Origin of the sequence: Paenibacillus favisporus (assembly GCF_040545415.1) — a bacterium.
Lineage (GTDB): Bacteria > Bacillota > Bacilli > Paenibacillales > Paenibacillaceae > Paenibacillus_AQ > Paenibacillus_AQ favisporus.
On record NZ_JBEPLV010000009.1, the window covers coordinates 82,847 to 96,281 of the forward strand.

At 52.4% G+C, this 13,435-nt stretch carries 9 protein-coding genes; all 9 read left to right on the top strand.

Features of this window, described 5'->3' with window-relative positions; translation table 11 throughout:
- Positions 1–80: 80 nt before the first annotated feature.
- The 9 genes from ABID47_RS31390 to ABID47_RS31430 all read left to right on the top strand — a co-directional run bounded on the left by ABID47_RS31390 (position 81) and on the right by ABID47_RS31430 (position 13,424).
- Positions 81–767 (top strand): response regulator transcription factor, encoded by a 687-nt coding sequence (locus ABID47_RS31390; protein WP_354502896.1) that lies wholly within the window; start codon positions 81–83, stop codon positions 765–767.
- 1 nt (position 768) lies between these two features.
- Positions 769–2,103, top strand: coding sequence for a sensor histidine kinase (locus ABID47_RS31395; RefSeq protein WP_354502898.1), 1,335 nt, complete (start codon positions 769–771; stop codon positions 2,101–2,103).
- 372 nt (positions 2,104–2,475) lie between these two features.
- Positions 2,476–4,275 carry a cache domain-containing sensor histidine kinase gene (locus ABID47_RS31400; RefSeq protein WP_354502900.1) on the top strand — a complete coding sequence of 600 codons (1,800 nt, stop codon included), beginning with the start codon at positions 2,476–2,478 and terminating at the stop codon, positions 4,273–4,275.
- On the top strand, positions 4,275–5,951 hold the full coding sequence (locus ABID47_RS31405; protein ID WP_354502902.1) for a response regulator: 1,677 nt from the start codon (positions 4,275–4,277) through the stop codon (positions 5,949–5,951). Before ABID47_RS31400 ends, ABID47_RS31405 begins: the two co-directional genes overlap by 1 nt.
- 127 nt (positions 5,952–6,078) lie before the next feature.
- Entirely contained in the window at positions 6,079–7,650 is a 1,572-nt protein-coding gene (locus ABID47_RS31410) for an extracellular solute-binding protein (RefSeq protein WP_354502904.1), read from the top strand.
- Positions 7,651–7,694: 44 nt separating this feature from the next.
- On the top strand, positions 7,695–8,657 hold the full coding sequence (locus ABID47_RS31415) for an ABC transporter permease (RefSeq protein WP_089547274.1): 963 nt from the start codon (positions 7,695–7,697) through the stop codon (positions 8,655–8,657).
- A 16-nt stretch (positions 8,658–8,673) separates the two neighbouring features.
- Positions 8,674–9,573, top strand: coding sequence for a carbohydrate ABC transporter permease (locus tag ABID47_RS31420; protein WP_251675720.1), 900 nt, complete (start codon positions 8,674–8,676; stop codon positions 9,571–9,573).
- Between the two features lie 60 nt (positions 9,574–9,633).
- On the top strand, positions 9,634–11,667 hold the full coding sequence (locus ABID47_RS31425) for an alpha-L-arabinofuranosidase C-terminal domain-containing protein (protein ID WP_354502907.1): 2,034 nt from the start codon (positions 9,634–9,636) through the stop codon (positions 11,665–11,667).
- Positions 11,664–13,424, top strand: a complete 1,761-nt coding sequence (locus ABID47_RS31430; protein ID WP_354502909.1) for a glycoside hydrolase family 2 protein — start codon at positions 11,664–11,666, stop codon at positions 13,422–13,424. Before ABID47_RS31425 ends, ABID47_RS31430 begins: the two co-directional genes overlap by 4 nt.
- The last annotated feature ends 11 nt before the right edge of the window (positions 13,425–13,435 follow it).

Sequence of the window (13,435 nt, forward strand, 5' to 3'; positions counted from 1 at the left end):
AAACATTGCATCACAAAATGGGTAGGGCAGTTAGTTCTTCCCTAAAAAGATGATAAACTAGATGCGAAGGTGGGATGTACATGAGCGGAGGCCATACGATTCTCGTTGTAGACGACGATCCCAGCATCGTCGAACTGTTGAAGGACTTTTTGGAGAATGACAATTTTCGTGTGATCACGGCCTGCGATACGGCAGAGGCGTGGGACATGTTCGAACGGAATACGGTTCACGCGATCATTCTGGATATTATGATGCCGGGACAAAACGGGTTTGATTTATGCCGCCGGATCCGCGCGGATAGCGACGTTCCGATCCTTTTTCTGAGCGCGCGCAGCGATGATGTGGACAAGATTCGGGGGCTGACGCTCGGCGGCGACGATTATATCGTGAAGACGGCTTCTCCGGGAGAGATTGTCGCCAGGGTAAAAGCCGTCCTGCGACGCACCGCTTCACGGGAGCATACGAAGGAAAGGATCCTTGACTACGGCCGGATCCAATTAAACTTGTCTACCAGAGAAGTTTTTGTGGATGGGGTCAGCATCGTGCTCACCCCGAAGGAGTACGATTTGCTGCGATTGTTCGCCGAACATCCAAGGCATGTATTTTCCTATGAGCAGCTGCTCGCCAAGTTTTGGGAAGGGATCGGCGACCGGCATACGATTCGGGTTCATCTCAGCCGGCTCCGGGAGAAAATTGAGGTTGATGCAAATCATCCGCAATACCTGGTCAACGTGTGGGGTGTAGGGTATCGCTTCGAGGGAGGATAAGATGAAAACACTTCGCATTCGCACATTTACGATACTCTGCCTATTTATGATCACGCTCGTGCCCTGGGTATTTTTCGTTGCAGCCAACTTTCTGGAAACCCATTCGCTAAAAATCGGCTCAAACCAGCCGTACGATGAAAGTCTGCAGAAAGATATAAACGAGGCCATTCACATGATTGAGATGGGCTCGGGCCAATGGCGGGATCCGAACTGGCAAGGCCAGCTGCAAAGCGAGCTGCGTCAAACCAAGCTGGACGCCATCATTTTATCCGATTCCGATGGGGAGATTTATCGGTCGACCGATCGTGAAGGTGGTTTGCGGTCAACTGAGCGGTTCTCTGTTATCGAGAACGGTCATTTGCTTGGAAGGGTGGTTCTTTACTTGCCCAAGTCTAACACGCTTCCGATGATATCGGCGTTTGCCGGATTGCTGCTCGCATTTTTCATCGTTGGCGTAGAAATGCGGAGATTCCTGCTAAAGCCCCTGGAGAAAATGAGCCGGGCCGCAAGGCAAATCGCTTCAGGCGATTGGGAGGTACGGTTACCGAAGTCGAGAATTACGGAAATCGCTGAGGTAGGGGATGGATTTGATGTGATGGTTAAAGGGCTGCGAACGTCATACCAGAAGCAAGTAAAGCTGGAGGAAGAACGCCGCTTTGTCATATCTGCGGTTGCGCATGATTTGCGTACTCCGTTGTTCGCCCTGAGGGGATATTTGGACGGCTTGGAGCAAGGCATTGCCCAAACGCCGGAGAAAATTTCAAAGTATGTGGCGGTGTGCAAGGAGAAATCGGCCCAGTTGGATCGGTTGGTAGAAGACCTGTTTACTTTTACGAAAATGGAGTATTGGGATCGTCCATTGAACAAGGCGCCAATCGATTTACCGGTTGTGCTCCAGCAATCCATCGACAGCTTGAGTCCCAGTGCCGGGCATAAAAGTATTGTGATCAACAGCCATCTGGCCGCCGATTGCATCGTTAGCGGGGATGCGCATCTGCTGGAGCGCGCACTGAGTAACCTGCTGGATAATGCGGTGAGGCACACCCCGCAAGGCGGTACAATAGATGTCCGATGTAACAAGAAAGAAGGGAAAATCACGTTTATGATCCGAGACAGCGGACCAGGGTTCACGGCGGAAGAGCTGGAGCGCGTGTTCGAACCGCTGTACCGCGGGGAAGCGTCCAGAAACCGTTCGACCGGAGGCAGCGGCCTGGGATTAACCATCTCGCAGCGAATTGTCCGGCAGCATGGAGGCGAACTCACGGCAAGCAACGATCCAGAGGGCGGCGCAAGGCTGACGGGCTGGATTCCAGCTGCAGACTCACATCTTTCTTGATAGAGCTTACTGCAGATAACACTTTGAAATAGGCTGGTCACTGCCATTCGGCGGCCGGCTTTTTTTGCGTATAAGCAGCCGCTTCTATTTCTTTCGGTTGGTCCTGATTTGGCAATATGTCAGGTTGACTCGACAATTTTTTATTTTCCTTTATATAATATGTATAAATTTCCCCCGTTAAGAAGCAGCCCCGCTCAATTGGAAAGTTGTCATTTTGTTGCGTAAGTACAAAGTGTTACCATCTCTTCCAGCAGTACCCTTAGAGAAACAAGCGAATATTTTTTTCTGAGGGTTGGGAAGCGCTTGCATATAAATTGCCAGTCCATCGCCATATATAACAAATTTAAAACACACTAATAAGGGTGGTATAATATGAATTTATCAACGCTGCGAAGATGGCTGTGGCCGCAAACGAGTTTCCAGGGAAAAATTTTCATGGCTTTCGGCCTGATCACGTTTCTGTCCATCGTCTCCGTCACCGCTATCGTCTATGTGAATATGCGCGAGACGATCAAGCATAACGCGGTCACATCCGTCTCGGACAGCATCCGGCAGGCGGATGAATCATTGAACGTCATGCTCGAGGAGATCGACCGGCTGAACACGGTTGTCGTGACCAATAAAAACACGGTGATCAATACGATCATGAGCCCAAACGAAGAGCCTAGTTATGAATGGTTCCTGGAACAGAAGCGGATTACGGAGTATTTATCTGGACTGATTCAGTACAAGCCTTATATTTCCCGCATGGCGGTCGTCGGGCTGAACGGAAAAGTATTTTTTACCGGCGGTCCCTGGATGGACCGGAGCGTTCTGGGTACTCCGATGCTCAACTACATGCTGCACAACGGATCTCGTCATGCGTATTTTAAGCCGGAAGGAACTGCGGATGCCATTACCGTCGGCCGTGAGATTCGCTATAACCGCGAGACGGTCGGCATCGTCATGGTTGACTTGGACTATGATTTTATTAAAAAAACGTACGGAGTCAAACCGACAGCGGACAGCATGCTGTATGTTCTTGATGAGCAGAACGGCTATGTGTATCAATCCGAGTCTGCGCCGTCTTCTTATGCGCCTCCGCTGGACAGAATCATCCAAATCAAAGGGAAGCTTGCCGGAGATAACGACGTCGTGGAGCAGAAGATCAACGGCAGGTCCTACATCGTGGTCAGCCGCCATTCCGAATACACGGGGTGGAGCACGCTGGCACTGATTCCGCTTGATTCGTTACTTAGTGAATCGACGCGAATCCGTAATTTGATGACCGAGGTATCGATCATCGTCTTTATCGTCATCCTGATCGGTTCCCATCAGGTTTCTTCGCGGACCACTATAAATATTCGTCGGCTAAGATCAATGATGATGCAGGTGAAGGACGGGAATCTGTCGTTTCCCCGAACGGAGATTCACTCAAAGGACGAAATCGGACAGTTGTACCGCGTGTTCATCAGCATGGTAGACGAATTGAAACGGCTGATGGAAGGCATCCGATTAAGCGAGAAGAAGAAGCGGGAGGCCGAGCTGACCGCCCTTCAGGCGCAGATTCGTCCGCATTTTTTGTACAATTCGCTGAATACGATCAAGTACTTGGCCAAGCTGAACGGGGTGCCCAATATCGAGGAAGTATCCGGCTCGCTCATTGAGCTCATGCGGGGCTTATTGGGGAACTCCAACGAATTTTTAACGCTGCGCGAAGAGCTTGACTATGTGAACAGCTACATATCGATCGTGAAATACAAATATTTGGAACCCATCGAGGTGCACACACAGATCGAAGACGACGCTTTGCTGGATTGCCGTGTGCTGAAGCTGATGCTCCAGCCTCTCGTCGAGAATGCGATTATGCATGGGATCGGCCCATCCGGGGAAGGGGGCTTTGTCCTGATTCGGGTCTATGCGGAGCATCAAGAACTGCGGATCGAAGTCACGGACAATGGCCGGGGCATGACACAGGACCAGATCGACGCTCTTCTTGGAGCAGCGGACCGTGAGGAAATGCCGTCACGCTTCAGCAGCATGGGCGTACGCAATGCGAACGAACGGATCGTGAGAATGTTCGGCGAATCGTACGGTTTGAGCTTATACAGCGAGCCGGGTCTGTATACGAAGGTGGAAATTCGTTTTCCGCAAATCCGTAACAGCGATCAATCTGATCAAGAGGTGGTCTAATGATGTTTAAAGTACTGTTGATCGACGACGAGCCGTTGATTGGCAATGTCATTCGAACGTTATTCAATTGGAAGAAGCACGGGTTCGAGTTCGTCGGCGAAGCATACAGCGGGACGGAAGCATTGGGGATGATGGAGGAGTCGCAGCCCCACATCGCCATTATCGACGTGAACATGCCGGGGATGAACGGGGTAGAGCTCCAAAGGATCATCCGAGAGCGGTATCCGTCGGTTAAGACGATCATGCTCAGCAGTTATGACGATTACGATTATGTCCGCGAATGCTTGCGAAACGGGGCTGTCGACTATTTGCTCAAGCACCGGCTTGATGAGGCGTTGCTGCTGAACGTTTTGGGCAAAGCCGTTAAGGATTTGCAGGAAGAAGACCGGGTGGAGGAAGGAAGGCTGGCGAGCAAAAAAATGGCGGAGACGATGAAGCCCGTATTGATCAGAAGCCGCATTGCCGAGCTGGTGAGAGAGAACGGTGAAGGGGCGGGGACCCTTGAGGTTGCGGGCGGGCTGGAAGGCTTGTATCCAGGTGCTGTCCGGTATGCGGCAGCGGCACTGCAGATCATCCCCTTCCTGCTGCTGACGGAGTCGTTCAGCGACAGCCAAACGAACCGGCTGGTACAGCAGGCGGTCGATGTGATGCAGCAGAGCCTTGGAGATATCCATGAGCGGACGGCCGCTTACGTGGAGAACGGGCGGCTGATAGTCGTGTTTGCGTTCAAGGAGCGCAGCGAACATGCCGGCAGCAGCGAGGCGCACCGATGGATGGGCAAAGTTCAGCATGCGCTGGAGCTGATGCTGAATTTGAAATCCGTCTATGCCCTTGGGCATCCATGTGCAAGCTTGACGCAGCTGGGGACGAGCTACAGATCGGCCGAAAAGGCGCTCGATACCTCTCCTGTCGTGGAGAATGGGATACGATCCGAACATGTGACCCATAACGAGCCTGCTGCCAAAGAAAGACCGAACGAGCAGCATCTTCGCGTTGCCTTGACGATTGAGGAACAGAAACAGCTGCTTCTTGCCCTGGAAAGTCTGGACCAGGAAAGGATGCAGCAGCTGATCGCCTCCGTCTGCGGTTCTGTATGTCATCAGCCGCTTCATTCGCCTGCGGTGCAGATGATTGTCAGCGAGCTGCTGCACACCGGCGACAAGGCTCTGAAAAAGTCCATTTCCACACCTGCAGCGGAAGCCGTTATGTCAGAACTCCCGCCGCGACGCGATCTGGGGCGGATCGGCAGCATGGATGAGCTTGAGGAATGGCTGAGATCCTACTTCACCGCCTTGCTGAATTTACTAAAGCGTCAGCGTGCTGGAGGCAGCTATTCCCGGCATGTCTCGCAGGCTATCCATTTTATATTGGAGCGGTATCAAGGTTATATCAACTTGGAAATGGTGGCGGCTTCCATCGGGCTCAATCCCTCTTATTTAAGCCGTTTATTCAAAGAGGAGACGCAGTGCAACTTCTCGGAATACGTGAACCGCATACGCATCGACGCGGCCCAAAAGCTGCTGGAGAGCGATCAATATTCGGTCAAACAAATCAGCAGCCAAGTGGGCTTTACGACATATAACTACTTTTTCAAAGTGTTTAAGGAGCTGACCGGGATGACACCGCATGCTTATGTGGAGAGCCTCCGTCCGGAACGACACCGGTCGAAACCGTAAAATATGTGGAGTAAATAGTCAAATAAGTAGAATTTGCTGTCATGCCGGGTGAACTATAATACTCACATGCACCAGGGGAAACGCTTTCAACTGTTCCCAAATATACAAAAACGGAGGTCATAGAATCATGTACAAACTTTGGGGTAAATATGCGCTGAGCACAGCGCTCGTTTCCGCTTTACTGCTCTCGGGCTGCAGCTCCAACAGCGGTTCGGGATCCGATGCAAAGACGGCGGAGCCGTCCGAAGCAACGGTGAATGAGACCGGGTTTCCGCTAACTAAAGAGCCCGTCACACTGAACATGTTCACCCGGATTGCCCCGCTGAATGGTCCTTTCAAGGACATGCCGGTGTTTCAGGATTATGAAAAAATGAGCAATGTGCATGTAAACTTCACCGAAGCGCCGACAGACGGCTTCCAGGAGAAAAAAAATCTGCTGTTCGCGTCCAATGAGCTGCCCGACGCTTTTTACCGCTCAGGCATTACGCCGCTTGAAGCGACGCAGTATGGTGCCGTTGGCCAATTGATTCCGCTGGAAGACCTGATCGACAAATATGCGCCGAACCTGAAATCACTGATGGAACAGTACCCGGAAATCCGCTCAGCGATCACGACACCGGAAGGCCACATTTACGCGATCCCGGGAATCGTGACGCTTGCAGCCGCCCGTACGGATAAGAAGTGGATCAATGAGGCGTGGCTGAAGAAGCTGGGCCTGAAAGAGCCCGAAACGACGGACGAATTGTACGATGTGCTGGTAGCCTTCCGCGATAAGGATCCAAACGGCAACGGTAAGAAGGACGAAATTCCGATGACCGCCCGGGCGGGTCTGGCTGTCGTCAACCTGATGAGCGGATCGTTTGGTCTCGACCAGCAGCTTGGCTACAACATCAATCTGGAGAACGACAAGGTCAACATCTGGATGGGCAGCGAGAAGAACAAAGAGCTGCTCATGTACCTGAACAAGCTGTACAAAGAGAAGCTTCTGGATCCGGAATTGTTCTCGCAGAAGGAAGCACAGTATTTGGCCAAACAGGGCTCGGGCAATGCCGGATTTTTCTTTGATCAGACGAACAACAACTTTCTGCCTATTGCCGACCAATATGTAGGGATTGCGCCTCCGGCAGGTCCGAACGGCGATCGGCTGCAGGCTCAGACAGCGCCAGTGCCGCGTGACTTTGGTGCCTTCGCCATTTCGTCCGTCAATAAATATCCGGAAATCACCATGCGCTGGATCGACTATTTCTACAGCGACGAAGGATCGACCCTGCTACGGTTCGGGCGAGAAGGCGAGCACTATGAGCTGAAGGACGGAATTCCATATTATAAAGAAGACTTCCTGAAGACCGACAACCAGCCAAAAATCACACCTTATGCAGGAGGAGGAGCGCCACACCTCATTAGTGATAAGGTAGCCTCTTATATCAATCCTCCTCAGGTGCAGGAAGCTCAGAAGAAGCTGGATCCATACATGCCGAAGGTCCGTTATGCGGCTCCGATGTTCGACGAGAAGACGGCACAGGAAGTCAACATCCTCCGGAACGATATCGATAAGTATTACGAAGAGCAAAGCACCAAATTCATTGCCGGTGCGCTCAGCTTCGATAAATGGGATGAATTCCAATCCACGCTGAAAAAGATGCAGATCGACAAGCTTCAGGAGCTGTACCAAGCAGCCTATGACAAGATGGAAAAGTAATCGAATTTGATGATATTTCGTCATGAGGTAAGGAGTAGATGGTTATGAAGAGCGCGCAAGTCCAGGCGACGGCCGCTCCATCCCGGGTTTCCGCAAGACGGGGGAGACGCATATGGATTCAGATGGTCAAGCGGTACGACCTGTATCTCATGCTGCTGGTGCCGATCGCCTGGTATTTGATCTTTCATTACGGGCCGCTGTACGGTCTGCAAATTGCATTTAAAAATTTCAACCCGGCCAAAGGAATTATAGGCAGCGGCTGGGTCGGCTTCGATCATTTCGAACGGTTTTTCGATTCGTATTATTTCGGGCGGCTGCTGTGGAACACGTTATCGATTAATCTGTTCTCGCTGCTGATCGCATTTCCGATTTCCATCGTGCTGGCGCTGATTGTCAATGAAATTCGCAGCAAATCGTTCAGCAAGCTGCTGCAAAATATTACGTTCATACCGCACTTTATTTCCGTCGTCGTCATCGTAGGCATCCTGAACGTATTCCTCTCGCCCACGACGGGGCCGATCAATTCGTTGATCGAGGCATTCGGCGGTTCGCCAATCCGATTTCTGGAAGAGGCCGGCTGGTTTAAAACGATTTTCATCGGCTCGAACATATGGCAGAATATGGGCTGGCAATCGATCATTTACATCGCGGCGCTCAGCGGGATTAATCCCCAGCTGTACGAAGCGGCGAAGATGGACGGTGCCTCCCGGTTGCGGCGCGTGTGGCATATCTCCTTGCCGGGAATCGTTCCCGTCATCGTGATCATGCTGATCCTGGACATCGGCCATTTCATGGACATCGGATTCGAGAAAATATTACTAATGCAGAACAATTTGAACCTTGAGGCGAGCGATGTCATTTCCACGTTTGTGTACACGACCGGTATTCTCAAAGGAGAGTACAGCTACACCGCGGCCATCGGGCTGTTCAACTCGGTCATTAACCTGGTGCTGCTGCTATTGGTGAACCGGTTTGCACGCAAAACGTCGGAAACGAGCCTTTGGTAAAGGAGGACCATGCGCCATGTCTAAACAAGCTGCTGCTATGATCAGCAGACCCAGGGATGAGCGGGTGTTCGATGCGGTCGTGTATACGATCGCATCGCTCATCATTCTGATCGTGCTTTATCCGCTCATTTTTGTGGTTAGCGCATCGTTCAGCGACCCGGCGAAAGTGCTGAACGGGGAAGTATGGCTGCTGCCGAAAAGCGTGTCTTTGGACGCGTACTCGAATATTTTTCATAACGGAAAAATATGGACGGGATACATGAATACGATCATTTATACGGTAGTCGGCACGATCGTTAATATGATCCTGACCATATTGGCGGCTTATCCGCTGTCAAGACCCGACCTGCCCGGCCGGAAAGTGCTGATGGTCATCATCACGCTTACGATGTTTTTTGGCGGAGGGCTGATCCCCACTTATTTGCTCGTCAAAAATCTGGGCATGCTGGACACGATGTGGGCCTTGATCGTTCCGGGTGCGATCTCCACGTACAATCTGATCGTTATGAGAACGTACTTTCAGAGCAGCATCCCTTGGGAACTGCAGGAGGCCGCCCACATCGACGGATGCTCGAACTGGCGGCTGTTGATCAACATCATCCTGCCCCTGTCCAAGCCGATCTTGGCCGTCATGGTGCTGTTTTATGCCGTCGGTCATTGGAACTCATTTTTTAATGCCCTGATCTATATCCGCGACGAGGGTCGGTATCCGCTGCAGCTTGTCCTGAGGGAAATCCTGTTGATCAGCCAGACCGATGCCGTTGACGGCAACGTCGGACTGGAGAGCAAGGTGCTGCTTGCGGAAAGTATCAAGTACGCGGTCATCATTATTTCCAGCCTGCCGATTTTGATTATGTACCCTTTTGTGCAGCGGCATTTTGTCAAAGGCGTCATGATTGGCTCCATTAAAGGATAGACATGGGCAGACGCCTTTATTGGGCGGCATTTAATAACTTCTTACTTATGGAGGTACATTGTGCAAACGAATGCGACGATAACAATCGACTGCGGCCGGCCTGGTGAACATACGGTTAACCCTTATCTCTTCGGGCATTTTGTGGAAGATATTCGCGACCATATGGAAGCGATGCTGGCTTTTCCCCTAAGAGATATGGATTTTGAAAGCGAGAAAACCGGAGAGAGCGCCGTATCGGGAAGCTGGATTCCCTTTACGAACGGACGAAATACGCAATATGCGCTGGAAGCGCCGGCACTGAGACATTCAGGCCGCGCTCAGCGCATCCGGATCATGAGCGACGATGAGGCCTACGCTGGCATCGCACAGAACGCTGCGCTAAAGGGACCGATGACTTACACGGTCCGCATTGTCGCCCGCGCATCCGTTGAGCTCCGTTATATCATACTGGACGCGGTGGACCGGCGGACCGAGGAGCTTCTTGGGCGTGTGAAGATGGAGCTCAAAAGCCACAATTGGCAGGAATACGAAGCCAGCGTGCCCGTCTCTAGAAACTGTGCCGACGCGGAGATCCGTGTCTATGTTCCGGCAGATCATCCCCGCTGGACCGACCATGTTTCCACCGGCATGCTGTGGCTCGATCACGTATCCCTGCTTCCTGAGGACAACATCGGCCTGGTGAAACGCGAGGTGATCGATATGGCCCGGCCGCTGAATGCGGGCATGATGCGGCTCTCGGGGAATTACATCAGCGCATACCACTGGGAACATGGCGTGGGTCCGGTGCTGGAGCGGCCAGTGATGTACAACGAAGCTTGGGGCGGATGGACCAGCAAGTATTTCGGGACGGACGAATTTATCCGATTTTGCCAAGAGCTGCAGGTGGAGCCGCTGATCTCCGTCAACGACGGGTCCGGTACGGCCGAGGAAGCCGCACGGTGGGTGGAATACTGCAACGGAAGCATCGACACGCCGATGGGAGCGCTGCGGGCGGCGAACGGTCACCCCGAGCCGTATAACGTACGGTATTGGGAAATCGGCAACGAAGTATGGGGCGACTGGCAGGTGGGAACCTGCTCCGCCAATGACTTCGCCGAGCGCTGCAAGGCGTTCGCGCTCGCGATGAAGGCGGTCGACTCGTCCATCGTCATCTTGGGCTGCGGGCATACCGACCCGGAATGGAATAAGCCGGTGCTCGATATTGCAGGCGAACAGATCGACTACTTGACGATGCATCTATACCACGGCTTCGGACGCTTCGGGATGAACCGCGATACGCCGGCAGAGGAACGATATAAAGCCATCGCTACGTTCCCGGAATGGACCCGTGAAGATATCCGGCAGGCGGAGGAACTCATACGCGCGAATCCGAAGCACAGCCATGTGAAGCTCGCCGTCACCGAGTACAACACCATGTACTTTCCGAACACGGTCCGCAAAGGGCTGCCGGATGAGCATACGCTGGGGGCCGCTGTCGCCAACGCCGCCAACCTGAACGAAATGCTCCGCAGGAGCGATATGGTGCACATTGGCAGCTTCTCCGATCTGGTGAACGGTTGGCTTGGCGGCTGCATCCGTGTTGGCGATTACTACGCCGATCAATACCGCGGCAAGAAGCCCGGCTGGAGCGGCCTGCCGCTTACAGTGTACGGAACGCCGACATATGAAGTGTTAAAGCTGTACGCCAACCGGGACATCCAGCGGATCCTGCCGGTGGATGCGGAGTGCGGCACCTTTGCCGTGCAATCGCCGAAGCAGACGCGCATTGGGCTAGATGCGGTGCCTGACTTGGACGTGACCGCAGGTATTAACGAGGACGGCAGCGTCATCACTTTGTTGATCGTGAACCGCAGCCTGCATGAAGTAAAGGCAAAGCTTGACCTGCTCTCATTCGAACCATTCGGTGACACTATTTTACATGAGATCACAGGCGACTCTTTCGAAGACATTAACTCCGTTTTCGAACCGGACTGCATCAAATGCGTGCCCCGTGTCGTTCCGGTTTCCGCCTGGCAGGACGGTTATCCTTTGCGGAAAACATCGGTGTATGCAATTGAAATCAAGAAAGAACAAAGGTCAGGAGTGGCAAAATGACAACCAGAGGCTATATCAAGGATTATCCAAGGCCGCAGTTCGTCAGAGGCGACTGGATGAGCCTGAACGGAGTGTGGGATTTCCGATTCGACGACCATAACGCGGGAGAACAGGAACGCTGGCAGGAGACGTTCGTTGAAACGCATAAGATCAACGTTCCTTTTACGTACGAAACCCGGCTGAGCGGAATCGGGATCGAAGAGTTCCACCCTTACGTCTGGTACAACAAAAAGGTACATATCCCGAAAGAAGCCGGGGGAAAACGGGTCATCCTGCATTTTCAAGCCGTCGATCACGTTGCCAAAGTGTGGATCAACGGCCAGATGGCCGGCAGCCACCAGGGCGGGTATGCCGCTTTTTCCTTTGATATCACGCCATACCTGGTCTTTGGCGCCGATAACCAAATTACGGTGAAAGCAGAAGACAGCGACAGCTGCACCCAACCGCGCGGCAAACAGCGCTGGACGAAGGACAACTTCGAATGCTTTTATGTCCAGACGACGGGCATTTGGCAGACGGTATGGCTGGAATATGTAGAAGAGCAGCGGCTGGAAACCGTCAAAATCACACCGGATGTCGACCGGTCGATCGTCCGTTTCGATTACCAAGTGGAGGGGGTGGAAACTTCAGGCGATTTGAGGCTGGAGGCGATCGTTACATTGAAGGGCAAGCCCGTGAAGCGGGTGAGCTTAGTGATTGACCGCCCCTGCCTGACGGTGGAAGTGGATCTGATTCATGAGGCGAACGGGCCGTGGAAAAAATGCCTTTGGTCGCCGCAGCACCCGAATCTGTACGATGTTGAGTTTGTCCTGACTATGGACGGCCAAGTGGTGGACCGCGTCTTTTCCTATTTTGGAATGAGAAAAATCTCGATCGAAAATGGCCGGGTGCTGCTGAATAACGTGCCGATCTATCAAAGGCTGATCCTGGATCAGGGGTACTGGACGGACAGCCATTTGACACCGCCGAGCGAGGAAGCCCTTATCGAAGATATCGACAGCATGATAGCGATGGGCTATAACGGTGTTCGCAAGCATATGAAAATCGAAGACGCCCGCTTCCTCTATTGGTGCGACGTAAAAGGTCTGCTGGTATGGTCTGAAATGGCTGCGACCTTCGAATTCCACGATCTGGCGGTCGAGGCGTTTACGAAGGAATGGCTGGAGATCGTCCGGCAGCAGTACAACCATCCGAGCATTATCACGTGGGTTCCCTTTAATGAATCGTGGGGGATTTCATCGATCCTTCGAGATTCAAGACAGCAGAAATTTACCGAGGGCATTTATCATTTGACCAAAGCGATTGATCCTTACCGGCCGGTTATTACCAACGATGGCTGGGAGCACACCGTATCCGATATTTTGACGCTGCATGATTATGTCGAAATTGGAGACGGGTTCATGAAACGGTACTCGAACCTGGAGGCTGTCTTAACATGCGAAACGACCTGTAACCAATGGAAATTCGCTTTTGCCGAAGGGTATGAATACCGGGGCCAGCCTATAATGATCACCGAGTACGGCGGCATTGCGTTCCGGTCGGACAAAGGCTGGGGTTACGGACGTCAAGTCGCAACTGAAGAGGAGTTTCTGAGCCGGTTCGAGGGATTGACCATGGCAATCAAGAGCGTCGATTCCATCGTTGGCTACTGCTATACGCAGCTGACTGATGTACAGCAGGAGATGAACGGGATTCTGAACGAAGACCGAAAGCCAAAATTTCCGCTCGAGAAAATTAAACAGATCAATATGGCATAACCGAACGCCGT

Excerpts from the sequence above, each read along its gene's own strand:
- ABID47_RS31420 (WP_251675720.1), top strand. The coding sequence starts at position 8,674 with ATGTCTAAACAAGCTGCTGCTATGATCAGCAGACCCAGGGATGAGCGG.
- ABID47_RS31430 (WP_354502909.1), top strand. The coding sequence starts at position 11,664 with ATGACAACCAGAGGCTATATCAAGGATTATCCAAGGCCGCAGTTCGTC.
- ABID47_RS31390 (WP_354502896.1), top strand. The coding sequence starts at position 81 with ATGAGCGGAGGCCATACGATTCTCGTTGTAGACGACGATCCCAGCATC.
- ABID47_RS31405 (WP_354502902.1), top strand. The coding sequence starts at position 4,275 with ATGATGTTTAAAGTACTGTTGATCGACGACGAGCCGTTGATTGGCAAT.
- ABID47_RS31395 (WP_354502898.1), top strand. The coding sequence starts at position 769 with ATGAAAACACTTCGCATTCGCACATTTACGATACTCTGCCTATTTATG.
- ABID47_RS31415 (WP_089547274.1), top strand. The coding sequence starts at position 7,695 with ATGAAGAGCGCGCAAGTCCAGGCGACGGCCGCTCCATCCCGGGTTTCC.
- ABID47_RS31400 (WP_354502900.1), top strand. The coding sequence starts at position 2,476 with ATGAATTTATCAACGCTGCGAAGATGGCTGTGGCCGCAAACGAGTTTC.
- ABID47_RS31410 (WP_354502904.1), top strand. The coding sequence starts at position 6,079 with ATGTACAAACTTTGGGGTAAATATGCGCTGAGCACAGCGCTCGTTTCC.